The organism is Geomonas agri (genome assembly GCF_020179605.1).
In the GTDB taxonomy this organism is placed as follows: Bacteria; Desulfobacterota; Desulfuromonadia; order Geobacterales; family Geobacteraceae; genus Geomonas; species Geomonas agri.
The window spans coordinates 2,582,195-2,605,712 of sequence record NZ_JAINZO010000001.1; the positions used below are offsets into that span (position 1 = coordinate 2,582,195).

The window sequence follows — 23,518 nt, forward strand, 5'->3', positions numbered from 1 at the left end:
CACCGGCCGAACCGGAAACGAGAAAGGGGGCTCCTGTCCAAAGACAGGAGCCCCCTTTTTTACGTCGTCCCAGCCCCGGGGTCACACCTCGCGCAAGGCGTAGGCGACCTCCTCGAGCTCTCGCGTCTGCCGCTCGGGATTCCATCCCAGTTCCGCCGCCATCAGCGCGACCACCTCGGGAGCCGCCGCGCGGGCAGCTTTGCGGTCGAGCAGGGCCAAGGTGACGCGCCGCTCCAGGAAGTCGAGCGCACGCTGCGCCATCTCGTTGTGCGTGGCGTAGAGTACCTCCCCCCTGAGGTAGGGGTGCCCCTGGATCAGCCTGCCCCCCAGTGCTCCGTGGCAGTACAGGGCCACGTCCAGGGCGCGGTCCCCGTAGGAGCGGTGCAGGTGCAGCGTGACGTCGGGAGGGAATCCGTGCTTGCGCTCCAATTCCTTGAACATTTCCTCGCCGAAATGCTCGCCGCCCGCCAGCATGATGCGGTCGGTGTGACATGGTTGCTGCGGCGTCAGCCCCGCGTGGTTCACCGCGAAATTGACGGCGTCCAGCGCCATCTTCCGGTAGGAGGTCCACTTGCCGCCGACGATGGTGATGAGCCCGGTCGGTGAGCAGCTGACGACGTGGTCGCGCGCCAGTTCCGCCGTGTCGGCGGTGAACGGGTCGTGCACCAGCGGCCTCAGCCCTGCCCACGATGCGGTGATGTCGGTGGGCTTGGCGCCCAGGTTGAAGTAGCGCCGCAGGTGGCGCAGCAGGTAGTCAACGTCCTTCTCCTGCGCCATCGGCACCTCGCTCGCCTCGGCCGGTTCCTCGGTGGTACCAACCAGGCAGTTTCCTTCCCAGGGGAGCACGAAGAGCACGCGGCCGTCGTCGGTCTTGGGGATCATGATCCCGGCCCCGGCGGGAGCAAAGCGTCCGGGGAGGATGATGTGGATGCCGCGGCTTACCCTGAGCAGGGAGGCGGCGGTGGGGTCGTCGAGGCGGCGCACGATGTCGGCGGAAGAACCGCAGGCGTTGACCACGCAACGGGCGCGGATCTGCCACGACGCCCCGACCAGCGGGTCCCGCACCACGGCCCCGGCCACCCGCCCCTTATCCCGCATGAGCGCCACGACTTCGACATAGTTGGCGATCACCGCCCCTTCCCTGGTGGCGGTCTGCGCCAGGGCCACGTTCATGCGCACGTCATTGAACTGGCCGTCGTAGTACTGCACTCCCCCCTTCAACCCCTCCTCCCGGATCATGGGGAAGCGGCGCAGCACTTCGCGGCGACCGACGAAGCTGCTGTGCCCCAGGCCCGCTTCACCCGCCAGCAGGTCGTACAGCTTGAGCCCCGTCCAGACGTAGGGCACTTGGGCCAGGCCGTAGAGTGGGGTGACCAGGGTGAGCCGGTGGCAAAGGTGCGGGGCGATCTTCAGGAGGATGTTGCGCTCGTGCAGCCCGTCGCGAACGAGGTTGAACTGTACCCGGTCCCGGTGCAGCACCGCCGACTCCAGGTAGCGCACGCCGCCGTGGATCAGCTTGGTGCTCTTGCTGCTGGTGCCGCAGCCGAAGTCGCCCCGCTCCACCAGCGCCACCGACAGGCCGCGGCTGGCGGCGTCGACCGCGATGCCGCACCCGGTCGCCCCCCCCCCGATAACCAGCATGTCGAAGGTGCGCCCGCTTTTCAGTATGTCCAGGTTCGCGTTCCGGTCCGTCACTTACCCCTCCAAAAGCAAAATTGGGTTCTTGGCGCAAAGCCGCAAAGGCGCAAAGGTAACTCTTTTGGACTGCAACCGCCCTCCCTAAGGGTTTGACTTAAAGGGCTTGCTTTGCTGTACCGGTTTTCTCTGCGACTCTACGTCTTTGCGTTAAATACGCCTTTGTCCTTAACACCCTTGCTGCCAGGGCCTTTCTTACTTAGCCCAACCAAGCGAGAGTTGCACGCATTTTTTCCAGCCGCGGCACATTTCCTCGCGGCGCTCCGGCGCGAGAGTCGGCTGGAAACGCCGGTCCAGCGCCCACTGGCTCCCGATCCGCTCCGTATCCAGCACCCCGGCCCCGATGCCGGCCAGGAAGGCGGCCCCCAGCGAGGTGCTCTCGGTACACCGGGGTCTCACTACAGCTGTCCCCAACAGGTCGGACTGGATCTCGAGCAGGAGGTCGTTGCGCGTGGCACCGCCGTCCACCCGCAACTCCCTCAGGGCGATGCCGCTCGCCCCTTCCATGGCGCGGATGGCGTCCACGGTCTGGAAGGCGATCGCCTCCAGGGCGGCGCGCGCCAGGTGCGCCCTGCCGCTGCCGCGGGTCAGGCCGGCGATTACCCCCCTGGCATAGGGGTCCCAGTACGGGGTGCCCAGCCCGGAAAGGGCGGGCACGAAGTAGACACCGCCGCTGTCGGCCACGCTGCGGGCCAGCGCCTCGACCTCTGCCGGGCCCGCAATCATCCCCAGCCCTTCCTCCAGCCACTGCACGGCAGCGCCGGCAATGAAGATGGACCCCTCCAGGGCATACTGCACCGGCTCTCCCGGGAGTTGCCAGGCGATGGTGGAGAGCACCCCCTCGCCGCCGGCTGGGCGGGAACCGCAGTTCATGACCACGAAAGCGCCGGTCCCGAAGGTGGCCTTGGCCATCCCCGGCGTGAAGCATGCCTGCCCGAACAGCGCGGCCTGCTGGTCGCCCGCCACGCCGGTGACGGGGATCTCCGCTCCGAGCACTTCGGCACTGGTAGTGCCGAAGTGGGCGGCACTGGCGAGCACCTCGGGGAGCATGGCGCGCGGCACCCTGAACAGCCGCAACAGCTCCTCGTCCCACGTGAGGGTCTGGATGTTGAAGAGCATGGTGCGGCTGGCGTTGGAAAGGTCGGTGACGTGGCTCCTGCCGCCGGTCAACCGGAAGATGAGCCAGGAATCGATGGTGCCGAAGCAGACCTCCCCCCGCTCGCAGCGGCCCCTGAGTCCCGGCATGGAGTCCAGCAGCCAGGTGAGTTTGCTGGCCGAGAAATAGGGATCGAGCAGCAGACCGGTGCGCTGCCGCACCATCGCCTCCGCCCCCTCCCGCTTCAGGCGTTCCGTGAACTCAGCGGTGCGCCGGTCCTGCCAGACGATGGCGTGATGCAGCGGTTTCCCCGTGGCGCGCTCCCAGATCACCGTGGTCTCGCGCTGGTTGGTGATGCCGATACCAGCCACGTCACCCTTGCCCGCCGCGCCAAGCACGCGGCGCACGCAGTCGAGCTGCCCGCGCCAGATCTCCTCCGGGTCGTGTTCCACCCAGCCGGGATTGGGGTAGTGCTGGGTGAGCGACTGCGAGAAGGTGGCGACAGCGTCGCCGTCGCGGCCGTACAGGGTGGCCCTGCTGCTGGTCGTGCCCTGGTCGATGGATAGGAGCTGGCTCACGTGTCCTCCTTTGCTATTTGAACCTGAAGATGAACCGGGTGCCGACCCGCTCTTCCTGGTGCTGGCCGGTGGCGGACCACCCCGTGACCGGGTCCTGGTCGTAGTAGAGCATGAGATCGGTGCGCGGCGTGAGGTGCACGCCCACCTCGCCGGTCCACCGCAGCGGCGCCCGGGTAGGGTTGCTGAAGTCGTAGCCCACATGCCCGCCACTCCCCGGCCGAGTGCCCATTTCCTCCCCGGTGCTCGCACCTGTGTTTTCGATGGTCAAGAGGGAAAATTTGGCGGCGGCAGAGAAATAGAGGGTTTCGGAAAGGGAAACCTTCCACCCTGCCCGTGCATGCACCCGGTGCATCGACTGCTCCAACCCGCCGTGCAGTTCCTGACCGGTGCCGCGGTAGCTGACCCCCAACTCCGGTTCCAGCACAAGGGCCGGAGAGGCCGAATAGGCAAGCCCCGCATTGGTCAAAAAGTGTGTGGTGTCGAACAAGGCCGTCGTGGCGAGAGGTTCGGAAAGGGTTGGGGAATCAAGGGGATTGGAGAGTTTCGGCGCGCCGAGGCCTGCCCCCTGCGACGGAGCGGCGAAAACGAGGACTGTCAAAATGGCAGCTATCGGGACTCTCATGCCGACAGTGTAACAAAAAGGTGTGACCGCTACACTGATATAATCTACTGTGTGTCAGCCTTCGCCGAGATTGTTTCAGAGGTGGGTGCATTCGTTTCAGTGTCAGCCGCTACCAGTGCGATGGTGACCTTTCCCAACGCGATGTGTGTTTCCACCTTCACCGGCACCCTCTGGGCATCGTCGGTGAGCCAGATGGTGACATCACCCGTCCTCTTGAAGATGCCATCGGTCTTCAGCACCGGTCGGATCACGATTGTATCTGCCTTTCTGAGCCCGGGGAGATCGATCCGCTCGCGCCGCAAGACCTCCACGGGGAGATCGGCGTAGGTGTCACTGTCGTAGACGTGGAGGTTTTCCGTTTTGCTCACCTCTAACGGGCGGTTGCGCAGGTAGTAGAGCCCGGAGATGATATCGGTTACATCGCTAGTGGGGACGGTCTCGTTGAGACTGCGGCTGGTGAGGCGATCAATCCAGAACACCTTCTTGTCGCGCAGCATCAGAGTGAAGCCCCGGTCGCTCCGGAAGCTCCCTTCCCGCTGCCTGATGCGGGTCAAGATGTAATTCCCCCCAATGTGACGCGTCTCGACCAGGTCGTCGACAGGGTAAATCCCCGAAAACGCGGCTGAGGATTTCACCTTCAGGGAAATCCGCACCTCCCCTTGCTCCCTTTTCGCCTCCAGTTCGGCGCTCCCCACCGGAACATTGAACATGCTGATCTGGTAGGTGAGACGCTCACGCGCCGCCGCCAGGAACTCCGCCGCCTGCCGCAAAGGGGGATGGACTAAGGGGGTAGCGGCCTTTTTCGCGACGGTGGGCGGTGCCACAGTTGCGGCCTTGATGGTCTGACCTGCGTTGTCTGGCTGTGCATCCGAGACGAGGGGGGAGGACGGTTCGACGGGAGGCGCCGATTCGCCGGTGGGTGAAGGTTGGCTCTGTGTCGGCAGGGGGAGGCTTTCCGGCTCCCTCGCCAGCGCAGCTTTTGGCGCCGTTACCGGCGCCGACGCGGACGTTGTCACCTCCGGCAGGTTCGTCTTGGGGACCGGTGCCATCTGCGGACTTGCCTGGGCCAGATCGACCATCACCGCCTGCAACGGCCCAACCGCATTGCCGAAGTTGTACCTGCCGTACTTCCAGAAGGGAAGTAGCAAGACCAGGTGCGCCACCACGGAAAAGGCGATGCAGGTCGGTGCGATGCGTTTTTTGTGGAGAGTGAGCATCATACTTTGCTTCCAGAAGGTCTGGCTGCCGCGGCGGCGCAGACCCTAGCGCCGTCAGTGAAGTGAAAAAGCCCCGCCTCTTTCGAGGCGGGGCGGGTACTGGTTCAGCTGATCACCGCTCGCTCACTACGGGCGCGCGGTGGAGTTCCAGGCACCGGTGCTACGGCTCCAGCCAATGAGGTAAACCATGGCCTCGGTGGTGCCGGTGGCAAGGGTGGTAAGGGTGCCGTCGGTGTAGGCGGTGGCGCCTTTGCCGTACACGGTCGGGCTGATAGCGACAGCGGTGGCGCCCACGGTGCCGTTGAGCGAACCGTCATCGAGGAAGTCAATGCTGTCGTAGAGAAGCCTGCGGGTGTAGGTCCTGGCGTGGGCGTAAGCAGCCTTGTCCTTGCTCAGGAACAATACGTTGGAAACGGCGCCCAGCAGCTTGGTCTTGTTGGTGTAAGGTGCCGAGCCTGCAACCGTGGTCCAGTCTGCAGCGGCAGCCGAACTCGGGGCAGTTCCGCCTGCCAGGTAGGCTGCGTAGTTGGCATCGTTGAAGGGAACCGTACCGTTTTTCTTGTACGCAGAGTACTCGCCGGACCTGTTTTTAGCCAACACGATGGTGGACTGATTGCTGTTGAAGACCGCTGCCGCGAGGGCCAGCGCATCCTGGAAGACTTCGGATTGCGGCTCGAGGAAGTAGGTCGCGAAGTCCGCCGCGGTGGCGATGGAGTGACCAGCCTCAGAGGTGTGGCAGTTGGAGCAGACTGCGTCGATGGTCTTCTGGTCCATCGCCAGGCTGTGGCTGCCGGTCAGGTGGCAGGTCACACACGGGCCCTCGGAGTCGAGGAAGCCGGCCACGAACTTGGTCGGGTTGTGGCTGTCGCCGTTGATCGCGGGGGTACCCAGTTTGCGGTGGGTACTGGTGACAGTACCGCCGTCAAGGTCAGCCTTCAGGGACTTCACGTAGGCGGTGCCGGTGGAGAGGTTGTAGAAGCCCTGCTTCACGTACATGGTGGCTGCCGCGGACGCGTGGTGCGAACCAAGAGTAGAGGCAGTCGCTGCATTTGCGGTCATCGCTGCAGTTACTGCGGCGGGGTCGGAGTTGCGACCATCGTGGCAGGTGATGCAGATGTTGGACTTGCCGACATCGATGAACCAGTTGTTTTTGCCTGCGTCGATCTGGTAGGCGGTCGGCACGTGCCCTTTGCTGGTCGCGGTGTATTTCGTGGTCGCAGTACCGTTGGCGGTCGCCAGCGGACGGACTACGCCGTTACCCGCATCGCTGTGGCAGCCCCAGCACATGACCAGCTCGCCGGTCGGGGGAGCGACGATGGTGGAAGAGACCGTAGTGGCCACGCCAGTTGTTGCGTTGATGGTGTAAGAGCCGCCAAGCGCCGGGTTAGCAAGGAACTGCACGAGGCCGGACGAGGTGTGGCACCTTGCGCAGCTTTGGCCGTTCTCGATCGGGATGTCGGCCACTGCGGCCATGACTGCGTCGACCTGAGCGATCCCCTGGGCAACGCGGACCGGGTCGGTCCTGGGCAGGGTGGTGTTGACCGGGTTAGCGGTCGCAGCTGCCAGCTTGGCAACCAGGATGCCACCAGCGTGACCGGACTGGGCCCAGTCGGTGTAGATGGTCGGGCTCGCGGTGGAGGTGCTGGAGTTGGTTTTGGACTCGTGGCCGTGGCAATCGAAGCAGGAGTTCTCGTTGGTGGTGCGCACGCCGTACCCTTCGATTTCCTCGGTGGTCGGGTCATCGTAGTGGGTGGAGGCGATTACCCTGTACCAGGAGGTCTCGTGGTGGCCAACCCGCACGGTGCCGGAAGTTGCGCTGCCCGAACCAGCCAGAGCGCCGGCCGGATTGATGTAGGTGTGGCACTGGGTGCAGAGGCGGTACTGGTCGCTTCCGCCGGCTACAGCGGCGCCTTTGACAGTGGAGGGCTGCCATGCGGAGTCGATACGCAGCTCGTTGGGCTTATGGGTCACGTGGCAGGTGTTGCACTTGATCGGAGAAGGCTCGGGGATCACGCCCGGGGCGTTTACCAAGGCATCCATGGTCGGGCCGTCGCCGGTGAAATGGAACTGGGCCGCGAGCACCGCGCCCTCATGGGTGTGGCAGCGCTGGCAGGGCTCGTTCTCTTCGTTCTCGATCGCCACGGAGAAGTGCTTCGAGCCGAGGTACTTGGTGACCACCGGATCAGCCGCGCTGTCGTGGCAGACCTTACATTGGTCCGGACCCGGCTTCGGATAGGGGATGGGGCCAACGCCGTTATGCTGGGCGCCACCGCCGTGGCAGTCCTGGCAGCCGATCTGGTTCAAAGCGTGGACAGACTGCGAGTAGTCGTCGTAAATCACGCGTCCGGTCAGCTTTTCGCGGGCGCTGCCATGGCACTGGGCGCAGAGGCTTTCGTCTACTTTGGCGACATCGCCAACCGTGAGATTGCCCTCTTTGTGGCTGGTACCGCAGCCGGTAAAGACGGCGGTCGTCAGTAGCGAGGCGATTACGGCTGAATACTTGAATACCCTTTTACTCATGCTCAATCCTCCTTCGTTGATTGGTTACACGCGATTAAAAAGTTCCCGGCAGGTGGCATTTCAAACACACCTTATTGCCGGCCTTGTCTCTGAAGTTAGAGCTGATGCCTTTCCAGTTGCGGGGGTGCGGATTGGTCTTGCCGCCAGAGTGGCACTGGATGCAGACGTCGCCTTCCGGATGACAGGTCTGACAGGACTGCAGGTTGCGACGCGCCTCAATGGCATGCTCACCCAAGGCCGGCGCGTACTGCTGGTTGTTGGGGCCGAGCATCAGGTGCGACTTGATCCTCATGCTCCCTTTGGGGAAGCGCGCATGGCAGGAGTTGCAGTACTTCTGGTCATGGCAGCGCAGGCAGCTTTGCGGGTTGTCCTGTGCCTTCAGCGGATGCAGGTTCACGAAGTCGCTTCTGTGGCTTTTGGGCACGTAGTCACGACCGAAGGTAGATTTGGTCAGATCGGCATTGATGCCACCGCCCTGGTGGCAGTCCAGGCAGTACGACTGGGTGTGGCACTGGCCGCAGTTATTGTTGCCCCTGCTGGCCAGGTTGCGATGGTTGCGCACCCAATCGCCATCGTGGTTGGGTGCAACGCCTTCGCCTTTATGGCAGTCGTTGCACTCGGAGACTTTCATCTCCGCGTATTCCTTGTGCTGCTGTTTCTCGGCCAACGCCTGTTGGGCATACAAGGCTGACATCAAGCACAGCATGCAAACAAACAACAATTTCCTCACAGTAGCACCCCCTTTCTAGAAATCGATATCGAACGTCAACCGGCCCGAGACGTTGTTGTCGTAACGCGCGTTGACATCGTCCTGGATGCGGCCGGAGACCGCCATGTTGCCCGCGACCTTATACTTGCCGCCCAACCAGTATCTGCGGGCCGTCTCCTCGCCGGTGAGCGAGTCGCGCTGGTAGACGTCGTAGGTGAAGCCACCGGCTACCTGGGAGACCTTGTTGAGGTCGTAATTGGCATCGATGATGAAGCCGTTAGTGTTGCCGTAATAGCCGTTGCGGTTGGCATACTCGACATTCACCTTGAGGGGCTCGATGGGGCGGATGCTGGCGCCCGCTTCGTAGACGTTGGCGTGGCCGTCATCGCCATACCATTGCCTGTTGTAACCGAGGTTGAGCGAAAGCTTGTCCCCCATGATGTAGTCAGCCCTGAACACAGCCTCCTGGTAATCGTTCACCGCAAAGACGGAGTAAATGGAGGTGGTGTCAAAGGTCGCATAACTCTTGTAGTACTCACCCGTGAAGATAAGGTCGGATCTGGGGAAGTACTTCAGCCCGCCCAGCACCTCGTTGAAAGCTTCGGCGGTGGTGTCGTATTTCGCGTTGCCGTACACTTTCAGGTTGTTCAGCAGGTACTGCTTGAAGGAACCGCCGACGATGTCCCTGGTAACGTCACCGCCGTCAAACTTGCGGAACCAGCTCAACTCGGCGTCCGTGGTCCTGAAGCCGGTCAGGTACGCGCTCAGGCCGAACACCGTGTTGCCGGCGTCCCCAGACTCGCCGTTCAGGCTGTACACCACGTCGTGACCGCCCATCACTGTGAAAGCCACCGGCCCCACGTTTTTCAGGTCTACCTGCGCACCATCGATGATGGCGTTGCCAGCAGCCAGATTGACGAACTGACGCCCGATCTTGAAATCGATCTTGTCGAACAGCCCGCGGTAGTCACCATAGAGGTAGTAGAGCCTGCCGGTCAGCCCTTCACCGTTGGTGAAATCCTGTGACCCCCTGCCGTAGCCATGGATCGAGAACTTTCCATCCTTGTCGATGTTGGTGATCGACAGCCGCAGATATTCGGCCAGCTCAATTTGACGACTGTCACTCAACAGTTCGTTGTTGAATGATTGGAACTGGGTGGAACTTCTGCCGTGTATTTCCGCAGCCCAACCGGCGGTAGCCGGGAGCAGGGAGATACACAGAAGTACTAGTGGAACCTGTTTGATCCCCATTAATTCAACCTCCTTTCCATTCGTTATTGCATCTCCAACTCTGTTTTTGCCCCGTTTTGTGGAAAAGCCGTACACCTCCTCATGATGTTTTAATGCTTACGTGCGCAGGACACACCGCCGCGTTGGTCGAGTTGCGACAAAGGACGGCAGCTACATTCTGTGTTCTGTATTTTCAGACTTAGTTGATACTGTTTATATGATCAGGAAAAACTTTGGGTCGGGTCTGTGTGGTGAGAGCAGCACAGCGGCCACCGTCACATTAACAAACTTTAAATAGAAATTAATAATCAAGACATTGGCATAACTTGCACTAATGTCAAAGTTACAACAGAAATTTGATTGCGCAAGTTCATGCTCATTATATTTGTGCTTATCATAAATTTTTCTTCAACCAGACAGCGAAAAATTAAACACTACCAATAATTTAAAACTTGAAGTCTATGACAGTTCTTGTGCCTCGGCTGCGCCCTCGTTCGGCTCGGTTTTGCAACCTTTGGGCCACGATACAATTTCGCTTGTGGCTGCTTTACTTACAGACATTGCGTCTGTATTACGAGTGTTCAAGTGACAAAATCATGACTGCAATGGTGCTACCAGTCCGGTATATTGACTCAGCTTTTTGTATCAGCGTTCTTTCTGTGACACAGGAATCCTTCTCGGCAGCCACCGTGGCAACTTTAGGAAGAATCGAAAGCAGCAGTAGATTTTCTTATAGAGAGTGGAAAAGGATCAGACGGGATGATGTGAGAACTAGGATTGTTACTGAGAGAGAATCACATTCAATTGTCACAGCGGACGTTTTTGGGGCAGACCGGGGAAGAGCGAAAAAGGTGGCGCGTGGCGGACGCGATGGAACGGGAACGGTGGCGTGAAGATCAGCCGCGTTCGACGCAGGCAGGAGGAGTTTTGACCAGGACAAGCAGCAGGAGCGCCGCGACGGCGGCGAGGAAAGCACCGTAAATAAAGGGGGCCATGGAACCGAAACTGTGCCAGATGAGACCGAAGAGGAGGCTCGCCGGCAGGGCACCCACACCGACGGCGAAGTTATACCAGCCAAAGGCGGCACCGCGTTGCGCAGGCTGCGCCATGTCTGCCAGAAACGCCTTCTCGACCCCTTCGGTAAGGCCGAAGAACAGGCCGTACACGGCAAAGAGGAGCCAGATCTGCCACTCGCTGCGGGCGACCCCGAAACCGAGATAGGAAAGGGAATAGACGCACCAGCCGGCCACGATCACCGAGCGTCTGCCGACGCGGTCCGAGAGCGCGCCAAACGGCATAGAGGAGAGCATCTTAACCAGGTGAAAAAAGGCCCACAGAAGCGGCAGCCGGTAGGAGGGCGTACCGACGGCTCCGGCCTTGAGCAGCAAGAAGGCATCCGAAGAGTTGCCCAGGGTGAACAGGAACAGGACCAGCAGGTACCTTCTCAGCCCCCCCGCCGGTAGCTTGGCCAGTTGCAGCCCCGTCTTTGGCTGCGGCGCGTGCTCGGTCTCGCTCACCTTCCACACGATGAGGAGCACGGCAATGAGGCCCGGGATCCCCGCCAGCCAGAACAACTGCCGCAGGTCCTTGACCACGTAGGCGAGCAGGAAGGTGGCCAAAAGCGGCCCCACCAGGGCGCCGGCGTGGTCCATGGAGCGGTGAAAGCCGTAGGCCTTGCCGCGCAGCGACGGGTCCACCGAGTCGGCGATGAGCGCGTCACGGGGCGAGGTGCGGATGCCTTTGCCGACCCGGTCGCCAGTGCGGATCAGCAGCACCGCCATGGGCGAGGTGGCGCTCCCCACCAGGGGACGCATCAGCGCCGAGACGGAGTAGCCCATAAGTACCAGGCGCTTCCTGCGGCGCACCCGGTCCGACATGATGCCGGAAAGAAGCTTTAACAGGGAGGCGGTTGATTCGGCAACGCCCTCAATGGCGCCGAGAAAGGCAGGACCAGCCCCGAGCAGGCCGGTGAGAAACAGGGGCAGCAACGGGTAGATCATCTCGCTGGAGACGTCAGTGAAGAAGCTGACCAGACCCAGTATGAAGACATTACCGGTTATGCCTTTGAACACGTTGCACCTCCGGCGTTCAGTCTAACCCATTACCAGGCAGTAACAACCCGTGCTCCAGCCGGAACAGTAATAATTAAAGCACATCAATTCTATTGACATTTGGAGCCGGATTTATTACCTATCTTTGAACCAAATCACAGGTAAAGGGAGGCAAAGACATGGACAGGAACATAGGGTTCATCGGCGGCGGCAACATGGCGGAGGCGATCATCAAGGGGCTTCTGGCCGGGGGCGTGCCGGCGGCGGAACTTGCCGTGTCCGAGCCGTCCGAAGCGCGGCGCAACCTGCTCGTGGAACGCTACGGTGTGCGGGTCCTCGCCGACAACGTGGAACTGTGCCGGATGAGCGACACCATCGTCCTGGCCGTCAAGCCCCAGGTCGCCCCGCAGGTGCTCGGCGCCCTCGGCACGGGTCTCACCGAAAAGCTCTTCATCTCCATCATGGCAGGGGTCAAAAGCGCCGCCATCGAGGGGATGCTCGGCTCCGGGGCGCGCGTGGTCCGGGTGATGCCCAACACTCCCGCTCTGGTGCTCCAGGGCGCATCGGCCATCTCCCGCGGCTACAACGCCACCGAGGACGACCTGGTGCTCACCCGCAGGATCTTCGACCTGGTCGGCACCACCTGCGTCGTGGACGAGAAACTGCTCGACGCCGTCACCGGCGTTTCCGGCAGCGGCCCGGCCTACGTGCTCACCTTCATCGAGGCGCTGAGCGACGCCGGTGTCAAACACGGCCTCACCCGCGACGTCGCCACCGCCCTGGCCGCACAGACCGTCTACGGCACCGCGAAGTTGCTCCTGGAGAGCCACGAGCACCCGGCGGTCCTGAAGAGCAACGTCGCTTCACCGGGTGGGACCACCATCGCCGCCATGCACTCGCTCGATCGCGACGGGTTCCGCGCCGCCACCATCAACGCCGTCGACGTCTGCGTGGCCCGTTCCAAGGAACTGGGGGAGAAATGAAGATAAGGGCGAGCCTGATCGTGCGCGGCAGGGTGCAGGGAGTGGCCTTCCGGCACCACACCGCCCGCACTGCTCAGCAGCTCGGGGTGAGCGGCTGGGTCCGCAACCTCTCCGACGGATCCGTCGAGGCCTGTTTCGAGGGCGAGGAGGCGGACGTGCTCGCCATGGTGCAGTGGTGCCGTAGGGGGCCGGAGCTGGCCCGGGTGGACGAACTGATCGAAAAGCGGGACCAACACACCGGTGAGTTCACCGGTTTCCAGGTAAGGGGGTAGTGATGTGTAAAGCAAGCGGTGGACCGTGGAAGCGCCTGGCCCTTTGGGCCGCCGCCTCCCTCCTTGTGCTCGTTCTCGCCACGCTGGTATCCGCCAAGGACCTGGACCTCGGCAAGGCGGTCAAAGTCGGCAACGGCAGGATCACCGTGATAGAGTTCACCGACCCGGATTGCCCCTTCTGCAAAAAGGCCGAGGCCTACTTCCAAAAACGCAGCGATGTCACCCGTTACATCTTCTTCATCCCATTGAAGATCCATCCCGCTTCCAAGGGAAAGGTGCAGTACATTCTCTCTGCCAAGGACAAGGAGAAGGCCTACCTCGATGTGGCGACGGGCAAGCTGGACAAGTGGAAGCAGTCCGAAGTGACGCCGGAGGGTATTGCGCTGCAGCAGGCGCACGAGCAGATCGCCAAGGAGCAGGGGCAGAATGCAACCCCCATCTTCATCATCTACGGCAGCGTCGTGCGAGGTTTCGATCTGAAGAAGCTGGAGCCGCTGCTGAAATAGCCGATGCACCGGAACGATTGAAAAAAACAAGAGCCACCATTGTACAATGGCGGCTCTTCGTGCAATGGAACAAATATTTCACTGATGACAGTTGCCCGTTATCAATGGTCTATCATCGGATCGGCCACCCCTTCTCGAACCCGTCCGGAAAGAAGCGCTCCTTGGTGCGGTTAAAGTAGCCATACTGGATCTTCGGAAAAGCCTTCTTCACCTCCTGCAACAGCTTGTACATGCCGATGCCACGCTCTTGCACCCCCATCCTTTCGTTGTAGAAGGCGGGATCTATGGAGAGGTTGCGCATCTGCAGCATGTCCACGCCGGTCTTTTCGATGAACTTCAACAGCGCCTCGACCTCGGACGGGCTGTCGGTCACCCCCGGCGAAACCAGGTAGTTGATCATGGTAAACAGACCCTTCTGCTTGGCAGCCTGGACCGATTCGACCACGTCGGCGAAGCGGTAACCCTTGGGTCGGTAGTAGTTGTTGTAGAACCCTTCCTGCACCGAGTTCATGGAGAAGCGCATCGAGTCCATGCCGGCGTCGCACAGCATGCGCACCCGGTCCGGCATTGAACCGTTGGAGTTGAAGTTGACCGTGCCGCGCGAGGTCCCGGCCTTGAGCCTTTTGGTCGCCTCGGCGATGGTGTCGGCCTGCATGATGGGATCCCCCTCGCACCCCTGCCCGTAGGAGACGATCGGCTCCGGCGCCTGCAACAGGTGCGGCAGCATGAGCTCCACGATCTCCTCGGGGGTGGGCACGAACGGGATGCGCTCATGGTTGGACGGGCAGCAGTCCGAGGGCTGCAGGCTGATGCATCCCAGGCAGCGCGAGTTGCACACCGGCGAGGTCGGAATGGGGGCCTCCCACCTGCGGAAGAAGAGGTTTTTGGCGGCGAAGCAGTGGTAGTCGACGGCGCAGCGCGACAGCTGCTCGATGAGCCGGTTCTTGGGAAACTCGGCCAGCATCTTGCGCACCAGCGGGTCGAGCTTCCTGTCATCGTAGTTCTTGGGGAGCCAGTTCTCGTTGTCGTCGACGCGGGTGGCGGCAACCACGAAGCACTCCTGCTCCTCGTCCCACCCGACCGCGGTGTAGGACCAAAGCGGCAGATGCACCTTCTTCTTGCTGTAGTCGCAGGCCGGCAGCAGGGTGCGCATGTATCCAGGAGCCATGAAGGCCGAAACGGCCTGGATCTTCATGTTGCGCCGTCCCTCCCTCACCTGGCTCAGGGTCACGAAGCTCCCCTGCTCCTCGTCCCACGCGATGGGAGGCGTGTCGGGTATGGTGAACAGGCGGCTGTCATCCGGCAGCGGGATCAGCTCGACCGACTCCGGCAACACCGCCTCGTCGGCGCTCATCCCAGCCATGGTGAGGTAGGGGTGGTCGTAGATGTTGCCCTGGCTGTCGGCGTAGAGCAGTTTCGGCAGTTTCTTGGTTTTCATGTCTATCCTGGTTTTGTTTTTTGTTGCGGCAGCCGCTTACAGTAGCAAAAAACGGTGGCGCGGGCAAGGGATGCATCCGCGTCCCGCTCCCGGCGCCGCTGCGTGCACGGCACCATTTTTCTGGCAACACCTCCGCTAATGGGCTACAATCCCCGCCCATGAAGATCCTGCTCACCACCCTGCACGCCAAGTACGTTCATGCCTCGCTGGCTCTCCCCTATCTAGCCTCGGCCTGTGCCACCCTGCCTGAACTGGAGTGGAACATCCTGGAACTTACCATCAACGAACTCCCCGACCAGTTGCTGGCCAAGCTCTACGCGGAGCGGGCCGACGTGGTCATGTTCTCCTGCTACATCTGGAATACGGAACTAACACTCAAGCTGGCCTCGGATCTGAAACAGTTGGCCCCGGAAACTTTCATCGTCCTTGGCGGCCCGGAGGTCTCCTTCGGCTCCTTCGACATGATGGTGCGCAACGCCGCCATCGACTGCATCGTGCGCGGCGAGGGGGAAGAGAGCTGCCGCGAACTGCTGGCAGCATTGAGCCGGGGGGACGCGCTGGAAGAGATCGCCGGCATCACCTACCGCGAGGGTGAGGAGGTCATCGCCAACCCCGAGCGCGGGCCGCTTGCCGACCTGGATACCATTCCCTCCCCGTTCGCGGCGGGACTGGTCGACCTGAAGAAGCCGCTGGTGTACTACGAGACCTCGCGCGGCTGTCCCTTCTCCTGTGCCTTCTGCATGTCCTCCATCGAGAACGGCGTGCGTTCCTTTTCCATGCAGCGGATCAAGGCGGATCTCACGCTGCTCATGGAGGCCGGGGTGCAGACCGTGAAGCTGGCCGACCGCACCTTCAACTTCGATGCGCGGCGTGCCAACGAGATCTGGCGCTTCGTGCTGGAGCATAACCGGGGCAGCAAGTTTCATTTCGAAATAGCGGCGGAGCTTTTGACCGAGGAAAACCTGGCCCTGCTGGCGCAGGTACCGGCGGGGATGTTCCGTTTCGAGATCGGCGTTCAGTCGGGAGGGGAGGAGACGCTGGCCAAGGTGGAGCGCAAATCCAGCCTGGAAAAGCTCTATGCCAACGTGGCGCGGCTCAAGTCCGCGACGGCTGTCACGGTGCACCTGGACCTGGTGGCGGGGCTCCCCGGCGAATCCCTGCCGGGATTTCTGGCTTCGGTGCAGGGGCTCTTCGCGCTCGAGGCGGACCACATCCAGGTCGAGCCGCTCAAGGTGCTAAAGGGGACGGCGATGCGGGGTATTGCCCGCAAAGAGGGGTACGCCTACGCGGAGGCGGCGCCGTACAAGATCCTGCGCACCCCGTGGCTCAGCTTCGAGGAGATCCGCCGCATCGAGGGGATCAGCCGCCTGCTCGACCTGGTTTACAACAGCGGCAGGTTCGCAACGACGCTGCAGGTGTTCGCTGCCGGGCAACCGCTGTCGCAGTTTTTCAACCAGGCAGCACAGTTCTTCGACTCCGCCGGGCTCTTCGCCGGCAACCTTTCCCTCGCCTCCCTTTTCGAGGCGCTCTGGCGCTACGCTGCCGAGGGGAGCGACGACCAGGTCCTGCAGCGCCTGCGCGATGCCCTCTGCTTCGACCTATGCCTGACCGGCTACCCCAGCGGCAACCTGCCCAGCTTCTTCACCCGTGGACCTGAACCGGAAGCGGGTGCGCCCCTGCGCCTCGAGTCGAAGCCGGGCGAGCGGGTCCGCTATTACCGCCGCACCTTCGCCAGGGACTACCGCTGCACCCCCTGGAGCGAAGAGCCCGCCACCATCACCTTCATCTACCGCTCCGCGGCCGGCGCGGGACTCCAGGTGCAGGTCCTGTAGCCCCCCACCCTCCGCCCATCCCTCCCCCGCGTCACCGCTTTCACTCCCCTTGCACTCCCGGTACTGCAGGCAATACTTGACGCTTAATTTATTCTCATCAAATAAAGCCGCAGCGGAGAGACCATGGAATACTTCACGGTTTGCTGCCAGCGCAGGGGAAGCGTTTCGGTGGACGGGATCTACCAAGGGGAGAACAAGGATGGCGACACGCCCCGGGTGTTCCGGTGCTGTGCCGGTCTGCACGACATCTCCCTGCAGTGCCGCGTTGGACAGAGCTGCAAGGAGATGACTCAGCGGGTGACCATCTGCGGGACCAATGCCATCGTCCCCCTGGTGGTCCGTTTCTTCTGCGACCTGCAGCAGTAGCGCCTCTACTGCGCGCTTTTCAGGATCTCCAGCACAAACTTCCAGTACCTGGCCACGCTCTCGATGTAGACCCTTTCGTCGGGAGAGTGCACCTTTTCCATGTTGGGTCCGAACGAGACCATGTCCATGCCGGGAATCCGCTCGCCGATGATGCCGCACTCAAGTCCAGCGTGAATCGCCTTCACCTCCGGGTCCTTCTGGTACAGGTTCCGGTAGCACCTTTGCGCCAGCTTCAGCAGGGGCGAATCAACGTTGGGCTGCCACCCCGGGTATCCTTCGCTCGTCTCTACCACCGCGCCGCCCAGTTCCAGGATGCACTGCACCGTCTCGACCACCTCGGTCAAGCGCGACGCGCTGGAACTGCGCTGGCTGGTGATCAGCACCAGTTTGTCCTGCTCCGTGGTGATCACCGACACGTTGGTGGAAGTCTCTACCAGCCCGGCAATGTCAGCGCTCATCCGCTGCACCCCACTGGGGAGCGATGCGATGGTCTGCAACACCTGCCGCTGCAGTTGCGGGTCCAGCACCGTTGCCGGCCCCGCTTCACTCGGCTCGAGGACCAGGTGCACGCCGGGATCGACCGTCGCCAGCTCGGCGGCAAAGGTCGCCCCCAGGTCCGCCACTACCGCGTGTGCCTGTGCCACCTGCTCTGGGGCGAGGCAGAGCACCGCGGCGCATTCCCTGGGAATGGCATTTCTCATGTTGCCACCGTTGATGGCAGCGACTCTCGCCCCGAGACCGGCCAAGCGCATGAGCGCCCGGTTCTGCAGCTTGATGGCGTTACCGAGCCCCTTGTCGATCTCCAGGCCGGAGTGCCCCCCCTTGAGGCCCTTCACCGTGAGCCGCAGCGCGACCCAGCCGGCAGGCGTCGGTTGCCGCAGCAGCTGCCATCTCCCCACTGTGTCCTTGCCGCCGGCACAGCCGATGTAGAGGGCGCCCTCTTCCTCCGAGTCGAGGTTCAAGAGCGACCGGCTCGACACCAGCGAGGGGCTCAGGTTCTTGGCCCCGGCGAGCCCGGTCTCCTCCTCCACCGTGAACAGCAATTCCAGCGGACCGTGCTCCACCGTCTGGTCCTCCATGATCGCCAGCGCGGTTGCCACGCCGATGCCGTTATCGGCGCCAAGGGTAGTTCCGTTGGCAGTCACCACCTCCCCCTGGCGCAGCAACTCGATCGGGTCGTTGAGAAAGTCGTGCACTTTGTCCGCGTTCTTCTCGCAGACCATGTCCAGGTGAGACTGCAGGCAGATGCTCGCCACCCGCTCCTTCCCCGGCGTGGCCGGGAGCTTCACCACGATGTTGCCGCTGTCGTCCTTGGCCCGCTCCAGTCCCAGTTGCCCGGCACGTTCCAGGATGTAGTTCCCGATCCGTTCCTCGTGCCCCGAGGGTCTGGGAATCGCCGCAATGGCAGCGAAGCAGTTCCAAAAGATCTGAGGTTCCAGGCCACGTATAGCGTCAGTCATGTCGGCTCCCGATTAAAGATTTCCCCTGCAATTGGTGCAGGAGTCAAACTACCTGCGGCTACGCTCCTCCAAGTGGCTCGGCTACAGTTTCTGCACCTTCGCCTTCACCCGCGCGAACTCCGGCGTCGAATCCGGGAGCCAGTTCTTGGCCGGCTGCGTGGCAATCTCCTGTTGGATGGCCGTGATCCGGTCCACCGTCTCCGGGTGGGACGAGAAATACTTGGCGATCGTGCCCGGTTGTCGCTCCTCGGCAGCGTCTAGCTTCTTGAAAAAGCTGACCATTCCCTGCGGGTTGTAGCCGGCCTTGTACATGGTCTCGATGCCGAGGTAATCGGCCTGGCTTTCCATTTCGCGGCTGTAGTACATGCCGCCGGCCTTGCCGAAGAGCTCGGCCGCCATCTGGGAAAGCGCTCCCCCCTGCCCTCCGAGCAGCAACGTGGTGATCAGGTTGTAGCCGTACTGCTGCGTCATCTGCCGGGTGCCGTGCCGGGCCACCACGTGGTTCATCTCGTGCGCCATGACCGCCGCCAGTTCCGTCTCGCTGGCCGCCGCCTTGATCAGACCGGTGTTGACGTAGGTGTGCCCGCCGGGGATGGCAAAGGCATTGACACTGTCATCCTTCACCACCTGGAAGGTGAAGGGGAAATCCTGCTTGCGCACCCCGGTCAGGAGCCTTCTCCCCACACCATCGATGTAGGCCTGCACCTCGGGGTCCCTTACCACCGGGTGCTGTTTCTCTACCTCCACCGCGAACTTGTCGCCCAGGTCCTTTTCCTCGGCAACCGAGACCAGGTTGAACCCGCCCACGGATGACTTGTTCACGGCGCAGCCGGAGATGAGGGAAAGAGTCAGCAGGACAGGCAGGAACAGCCGTTTCAGGCACTTCATGAGGTCGCCTCCAAGGAAGTTGGTTATATCATCGCAGGAATTAACGTTCGGCGGGGTCTCGCCACTCCACTGCACCAAATGCCCTGTCACTGACATAGGTGTAGACGAGACTTATAGTGCCTTCAGACCGATACTTGGTGGGAATAGTAACATAGTTCGTGTTCCGTATCGACTCGGAATATTGGACTCCTATGGCGTGGTTGCCGTGTACTCTTAAAGTCAGCCCCGCGTGCCCCCTGAAGACACTTTCAGAACCGTCATGATCAGGTCCCAAGCTGGTCACATAGTACCAGCGCCCGGTAAAGTCCACCATTGCCCTATCACCAAAGAGGAAGTTCGTCGCCAACAGTACCTGCGGCGTCATCCCGTAGTGATACCCCCGCTCCTCGGCCACCTCGGATTCGAGCCCCGTGGCGCCGAACCCCACCCCGCCGAGCAGCGATCCCTGGGCCGCCACGCCGGGGCCGATCCAGTACTGTCCCGTGGTCCCCAGGGAAAGGGCGGTGCTGGAGACCCTGAACAGGTAGGGAGATATGTAATCGTAGCTCCCGTAAAGCCCCCAGATGCCGCGATAGTCCCGACCCAACTCGTAGGTTTTCCCTTTCAACAGTCCCCTGATGGTGAGGGTGTCCACCAGGTTATGCTGCCGGGCCCTGGTCGAGACCTCGAAGTTGAAGTAGTCCAGGGGGCGGTTGTAGCTGTAGCCAGGTTTTCCAGGGAGCCCGTAGGCCATGGAAAACTCCACGATGCCGATACCGTCCTGGCTGGGCTCCTTGACCGGAGTGCTCAGGTTTTTCGAGTGAACGTCGATGCTGAATCCGCCCCGGCACAGCCACAACGTTGCCGGGCTATGGTTCGGGAAAACGGTGTCGAACCGCTTGCCGAACAGCAGGCGATTGACCGCGGTCGGCGGAGAAATAGCAGCGGCGGCCAACCGGTGCCCCAACGGAGGATTGGTGCCGCCGTCTTCCAAAACGAGGTCCGCCATCCGAAACAGCGCCTCTCCCAGCAAGGCTCCGGCATTGCCCGTCGTGATCAGGTCGTTGGTGGAGGGGCGAGAATTCTCGCCCGCCATTTCCCACAGGAAACTTCCCACGTTGCTGTACGCCAGCGATTGCCAGAAGTTCAGCCCGGCCGACCGGGACAGCCCATACATGGTGGCCCCTTCGTAGGGATGGCCAAACTGGTTGACCTTGAAAGTATCCTGGTCGAAGGTCCAGTCCTGGTGACTCAATTGGTGCCAGAACGTCGAGGGGTTGGTGGCGTAAGTCCTCTTCCCCTCCTCGGTCTCCTTATCATGAAAGGCAACCCTGTCGAGAGCGTTGAGCAGGACGATGAAAGCCGGGATTTCCAACGCGGGGACCAGGTAGCTCTTACCCTCTCCCGTCTCCCAGTTAAGATTCCGCTGTGGTGCGGCCGCCGTGTAAAGCTGGGGCATAGTGTCGGCCTGGGCGACATAATAGCCGGAGCGGCTGCGCAGATTTTTCCAACTGTAAAGGGAGGCGCCGTCCAGCGTGATCAGCCTGCCCAACTGTTGACCGGGAGGCTCCGTGGTTGCTGTGCTCGCACCGACGCGAGGGTCGACATCGGGTCCGGTCATGGCCAACAGTCGTCCCGGCACTGCCATAACCAGAAATACGGTCACAACTGCGACCAGCACGACAGAAGCAGATGCCGGCAAGCGTCTCATTGCGCCTCCCATGACTTAGAGACCAGCGGTCCGGCCCCGGGTTCAGGGGGGCCAGCCCTACAGCAGGTGAGTGCAAAACGTCGATAAAATTAACAAGCTATAATCTAACTACCCACTATTCATTGTCAAGGTCGCTTCTTTTGTGGCGATGTGCCAGGTTCAGCGCATAAAAAAAAGCCCCGACCAGAGTAACCGGCGGGGCTTAAATTGGCTGCGAGAATGTAGCTTTACAGCTTTCGGAAGGATTCCATCTCCCTGTGCACGGCGACGATGAGTTGGTTGATGGTTTCTATCTCGCCGAGCATCTTCTTGGCCTCCTGGGCGGTACCCTGGATCAGGCGATCGACCTCGGCCACGTCGTTGCGCAGCACGTCGCCGATGGCTATCTGCTCCATGCAGGTTTCCTTCAGAGCCTTCACCTTGTCGTTGTCATCCTGCACGCTCTGCATGTAGAGGCGGTTGCCGCGGACCTGCTCCTCGGTGGAGCTTGTTATCTTTGCCGACAGGGCGCGCATGCGCTCCAGGCTGCGGACGATCAGTTGGGCTCCCGTTTCCTCTTCCTGGATGGCGCGACTGAACTGCTTGACCCGGGTCAGGTTCTTCTCGGCTTCTTCGGTGATCAGCTTGCTGCCCGAGGCCTGCTCGTCCGTAGCAGCGGCGATCTGCTGCACCATGCGCGATGCCTCTGCGGCACTCTCTTCTATCCTGTGCAGCGCCTCGTCCGCCTTCTCGGACACGGTTACCCCTTCGGCAACCATATCCTTGCCCAGCCGGGCAGCAGTCTCGGCAGCAGCCGTTTCCTTCTGTATGTTGGCGACCAGTTCCTCGATCTCTTCCGTGGAAGCGGATGTTCTCTTGGCGAGGGCGCGGACTTCCTCGGCGACCACCGCAAAGGCCTTGCCTCGCTCTCCAGCCTGTGCGGCGATGATGGAGGCGTTGAGGGATAAGAGGTTGGTCTGGGCGACCACCTCCTTGATGACGTCGAGGAACTCGCCGACCCGCAGCGAATGCTGCGACAGCCGATTGATGGCATCGACGGAGCGGTCGCTGTGCTCTTCAATCGCGGTCATGGCCGCTATGGTGGCTGCCATCGCGTCCATCCCTTCAACCGCTTCGACACGTACCCTGTCGGAGCAGTCGGAGGTGCGCCGGGAATTGTCGCGGATTTCACCGATGGAGTTACCGATAGTGAGAATGGAGTGGTAGGTTTGTTCCGTCGAGGTGGTAAGGGCTTCGATATTGGAAGCCGTCCCCTTGATGCTCACAGCCATTTCTTCGATGGAAGCAGAGGTCTCCATGACCGAGGCGGAATAGTCCTGGATGCTGAGGGCGATGGCGTCGGTGGCGGCACTCATCTCGGTTGAGATGGACGCACGCTCGTCGGTACGCACGGCGATGTCCTCGATCTCCTTGAGCAGGTCCCGGAAGAAGGCGTTCATGTCGTCAACCGCCCCGATCGTTTCCTGCTCCCTGGCTGCCTGTTTTTCGTGGTTGTGTACGGTCTGGGTGAAGTCTGCGGTAAGGCGCCCGTGCCGGTTGGAGATGTCCGCTGCGAGTTTGGACACGTTTTCCACCATCACCAGGACCCGGTTCATCAAGGCCTCGTTGCACTCCATCAGTTGCTGCAGCTCATCGCCTGAGCCGGATACCGACACAGTGGCAGTTTCACCGGTGATCCGTCCCAGAATCTTCAGTTGCTGTTCCACGTAAAGCCGAAGCGCTTCCTTGATGATTTGGTAGCAAAACGTGCCGACGATGAATCCGGCAGCCAGACAGCCGAGCGCATACAGGGGGGCAAAGGCCTTGGCTCCGAAGAAAAGCCAGGAATAAAACGGGAAGATCACACCCATGAGCAGGCCGAAGCAGACCATGAATATGTATGTGCTGCGCAGTGAAGAGAGATATTTTCTGAAAAACATAGCTGCCCCAATCTAATTCAAATATGCCAATTACTACATAAAAAGTACATTACTGTCAATCCAATAGGCATGCCCCCCAAACTGATGTGACTCTAAGAGATAACAGCAGCGAGTGTGACTGTAAGCGATGGGGACTGTACAGATAAAGAGGGCCATTCGACTCTTCCCCCGGGTTTGCCTACCGAAGGGCCACGGCCAGAGGGAGGGAGAGGGGCAGGGGTGAGGACGCTGCCACAGTGAGAATCGACGGATCGCATCGATGACACGCCAGGGCTGCAAACGCAAAAAAGCCCCGTCTGGAATCAGACGGGGCTTTTTCAATTAAATTCCCTGCGGCGACCTACTCTCCCACACCGTTACCAGTGCAGTACCATCGGCCCTGAGAGGCTTAACTTCCGTGTTCGGGATGGGAACGGGTGTGACCCTCTCGGCATAGCCACAGAGAA

Annotated in this window: 18 protein-coding genes and 1 rRNA gene; 5 read left to right on the forward strand and 14 right to left on the reverse strand. The window is 61.5% G+C overall.

The genetic code is table 11. The features are described from left to right. Nucleotides 1–81: 81 nt before the first annotated feature. From K7R21_RS11275 to K7R21_RS11310, 8 genes are all read right to left on the reverse strand, one after another. Entirely contained in the window at nucleotides 82–1,695 is a 1,614-nt protein-coding gene (locus tag K7R21_RS11275) for a glycerol-3-phosphate dehydrogenase/oxidase (protein WP_224983368.1), read from the reverse strand. 195 nt (nucleotides 1,696–1,890) lie between these two features. Continuing rightward, complete coding sequence (gene glpK / locus K7R21_RS11280; RefSeq protein ID WP_224983369.1) at nucleotides 1,891–3,369, reverse strand: glycerol kinase GlpK; 1,479 nt, start codon at nucleotides 3,367–3,369, stop codon at nucleotides 1,891–1,893. Nucleotides 3,370–3,382: 13 nt separating this feature from the next. Further along, nucleotides 3,383–3,967 carry a hypothetical protein gene (locus tag K7R21_RS11285; protein WP_224983370.1) on the reverse strand — a complete coding sequence of 195 codons (585 nt, stop codon included), beginning with the start codon at nucleotides 3,965–3,967 and terminating at the stop codon, nucleotides 3,383–3,385. 68 nt (nucleotides 3,968–4,035) lie between these two features. Further along, nucleotides 4,036–5,211, reverse strand: a complete 1,176-nt coding sequence (locus K7R21_RS11290) for a DUF3108 domain-containing protein (RefSeq protein WP_224983371.1) — start codon at nucleotides 5,209–5,211, stop codon at nucleotides 4,036–4,038. Nucleotides 5,212–5,334: 123 nt separating this feature from the next. After that, nucleotides 5,335–7,728, reverse strand: a complete 2,394-nt coding sequence (locus K7R21_RS11295; RefSeq protein WP_224983372.1) for a cytochrome c3 family protein — start codon at nucleotides 7,726–7,728, stop codon at nucleotides 5,335–5,337. A gap of 34 nt (nucleotides 7,729–7,762) precedes the next feature. Beyond that, on the reverse strand, nucleotides 7,763–8,458 hold the full coding sequence (locus K7R21_RS11300) for a cytochrome c3 family protein (protein WP_224983373.1): 696 nt from the start codon (nucleotides 8,456–8,458) through the stop codon (nucleotides 7,763–7,765). A gap of 15 nt (nucleotides 8,459–8,473) precedes the next feature. Continuing rightward, the gene (locus tag K7R21_RS11305) at nucleotides 8,474–9,688 is read right to left on the reverse strand and encodes a hypothetical protein (RefSeq protein ID WP_224983374.1); all 1,215 of its coding nucleotides are present in this window, start codon (nucleotides 9,686–9,688) and stop codon (nucleotides 8,474–8,476) included. 875 nt (nucleotides 9,689–10,563) lie between these two features. Then, entirely contained in the window at nucleotides 10,564–11,739 is a 1,176-nt protein-coding gene (locus K7R21_RS11310; RefSeq protein WP_224983375.1) for an MFS transporter, read from the reverse strand. 158 nt (nucleotides 11,740–11,897) lie between these two features. Between K7R21_RS11310 and proC the strand changes: the two genes are divergently transcribed. From proC to K7R21_RS11325, 3 genes are read left to right on the forward strand one after another with little or no spacing between them, the layout of a single operon-like run. Further along, nucleotides 11,898–12,701: a pyrroline-5-carboxylate reductase gene (gene proC / locus K7R21_RS11315; RefSeq protein ID WP_224983376.1), complete on the forward strand. Its 804-nt coding sequence runs from the start codon at nucleotides 11,898–11,900 to the stop codon at nucleotides 12,699–12,701. Then, the gene (locus K7R21_RS11320; protein WP_224983377.1) at nucleotides 12,698–12,973 is read left to right on the forward strand and encodes an acylphosphatase; all 276 of its coding nucleotides are present in this window, start codon (nucleotides 12,698–12,700) and stop codon (nucleotides 12,971–12,973) included. Before proC ends, K7R21_RS11320 begins: the two co-directional genes overlap by 4 nt. Nucleotides 12,974–12,975: 2 nt before the next feature. Then, on the forward strand, nucleotides 12,976–13,479 hold the full coding sequence (locus K7R21_RS11325) for a thioredoxin fold domain-containing protein (RefSeq protein ID WP_224983378.1): 504 nt from the start codon (nucleotides 12,976–12,978) through the stop codon (nucleotides 13,477–13,479). Nucleotides 13,480–13,591: 112 nt separating this feature from the next. Here the strand turns inward: K7R21_RS11325 and K7R21_RS11330 are convergent, their stop codons facing one another. Next, the gene (locus tag K7R21_RS11330; protein ID WP_224983379.1) at nucleotides 13,592–14,917 is read right to left on the reverse strand and encodes a radical SAM protein; all 1,326 of its coding nucleotides are present in this window, start codon (nucleotides 14,915–14,917) and stop codon (nucleotides 13,592–13,594) included. Nucleotides 14,918–15,075: 158 nt separating this feature from the next. Here K7R21_RS11330 and K7R21_RS11335 point away from each other — a divergent pair, with 158 nt between their 5' ends. Both K7R21_RS11335 and K7R21_RS11340 read left to right on the forward strand, forming a co-directional pair. Beyond that, the gene (locus tag K7R21_RS11335; protein ID WP_224983380.1) at nucleotides 15,076–16,749 is read left to right on the forward strand and encodes a B12-binding domain-containing radical SAM protein; all 1,674 of its coding nucleotides are present in this window, start codon (nucleotides 15,076–15,078) and stop codon (nucleotides 16,747–16,749) included. Nucleotides 16,750–16,872: 123 nt separating this feature from the next. Beyond that, nucleotides 16,873–17,115 (forward strand): hypothetical protein, encoded by a 243-nt coding sequence (locus K7R21_RS11340; protein WP_224983381.1) that lies wholly within the window; start codon nucleotides 16,873–16,875, stop codon nucleotides 17,113–17,115. Nucleotides 17,116–17,120: 5 nt separating this feature from the next. On the opposite strand, the gene K7R21_RS11345 is transcribed toward K7R21_RS11340, so the two are convergent. From K7R21_RS11345 to rrf, 5 genes are all read right to left on the reverse strand, one after another. After that, a complete protein-coding gene (locus K7R21_RS11345) occupies nucleotides 17,121–18,575 on the reverse strand; it encodes an aminoacyl-histidine dipeptidase (RefSeq protein WP_224983382.1) in 1,455 nt (484 codons plus the stop codon). An 81-nt stretch (nucleotides 18,576–18,656) separates the two neighbouring features. Then, nucleotides 18,657–19,463 carry a M48 family metallopeptidase gene (locus K7R21_RS11350; RefSeq protein ID WP_224983383.1) on the reverse strand — a complete coding sequence of 269 codons (807 nt, stop codon included), beginning with the start codon at nucleotides 19,461–19,463 and terminating at the stop codon, nucleotides 18,657–18,659. A 40-nt stretch (nucleotides 19,464–19,503) separates the two neighbouring features. Next, nucleotides 19,504–21,153 carry a DUF3943 domain-containing protein gene (locus K7R21_RS11355; RefSeq protein WP_224983384.1) on the reverse strand — a complete coding sequence of 550 codons (1,650 nt, stop codon included), beginning with the start codon at nucleotides 21,151–21,153 and terminating at the stop codon, nucleotides 19,504–19,506. A gap of 227 nt (nucleotides 21,154–21,380) precedes the next feature. Continuing rightward, complete coding sequence (locus K7R21_RS11360; RefSeq protein ID WP_224983385.1) at nucleotides 21,381–23,072, reverse strand: methyl-accepting chemotaxis protein; 1,692 nt, start codon at nucleotides 23,070–23,072, stop codon at nucleotides 21,381–21,383. A gap of 327 nt (nucleotides 23,073–23,399) precedes the next feature. After that, nucleotides 23,400–23,516 (reverse strand): 5S ribosomal RNA (gene rrf, locus K7R21_RS11365). Nucleotides 23,517–23,518 lie beyond the last annotated feature (2 nt).

What these genes read in the sequence shown, in the direction of transcription:
- K7R21_RS11290 (WP_224983371.1), bottom strand. Translation starts at nt 5,211, where the DNA reads ATGATGCTCACTCTCCACAAAAAACGCATCGCACCGACCTGCATCGCC.
- K7R21_RS11295 (WP_224983372.1), bottom strand. Translation starts at nt 7,728, where the DNA reads ATGAGTAAAAGGGTATTCAAGTATTCAGCCGTAATCGCCTCGCTACTG.
- K7R21_RS11305 (WP_224983374.1), bottom strand. Translation starts at nt 9,688, where the DNA reads ATGGGGATCAAACAGGTTCCACTAGTACTTCTGTGTATCTCCCTGCTC.
- proC (WP_224983376.1), top strand. Translation starts at nt 11,898, where the DNA reads ATGGACAGGAACATAGGGTTCATCGGCGGCGGCAACATGGCGGAGGCG.
- K7R21_RS11320 (WP_224983377.1), top strand. Translation starts at nt 12,698, where the DNA reads ATGAAGATAAGGGCGAGCCTGATCGTGCGCGGCAGGGTGCAGGGAGTG.
- K7R21_RS11325 (WP_224983378.1), top strand. Translation starts at nt 12,976, where the DNA reads ATGTGTAAAGCAAGCGGTGGACCGTGGAAGCGCCTGGCCCTTTGGGCC.
- K7R21_RS11330 (WP_224983379.1), bottom strand. Translation starts at nt 14,917, where the DNA reads ATGAAAACCAAGAAACTGCCGAAACTGCTCTACGCCGACAGCCAGGGC.
- K7R21_RS11335 (WP_224983380.1), top strand. Translation starts at nt 15,076, where the DNA reads ATGAAGATCCTGCTCACCACCCTGCACGCCAAGTACGTTCATGCCTCG.
- K7R21_RS11340 (WP_224983381.1), top strand. Translation starts at nt 16,873, where the DNA reads ATGGAATACTTCACGGTTTGCTGCCAGCGCAGGGGAAGCGTTTCGGTG.
- K7R21_RS11345 (WP_224983382.1), bottom strand. Translation starts at nt 18,575, where the DNA reads ATGACTGACGCTATACGTGGCCTGGAACCTCAGATCTTTTGGAACTGC.
- K7R21_RS11350 (WP_224983383.1), bottom strand. Translation starts at nt 19,463, where the DNA reads ATGAAGTGCCTGAAACGGCTGTTCCTGCCTGTCCTGCTGACTCTTTCC.
- K7R21_RS11355 (WP_224983384.1), bottom strand. Translation starts at nt 21,153, where the DNA reads ATGAGACGCTTGCCGGCATCTGCTTCTGTCGTGCTGGTCGCAGTTGTG.
- K7R21_RS11360 (WP_224983385.1), bottom strand. Translation starts at nt 23,072, where the DNA reads ATGTTTTTCAGAAAATATCTCTCTTCACTGCGCAGCACATACATATTC.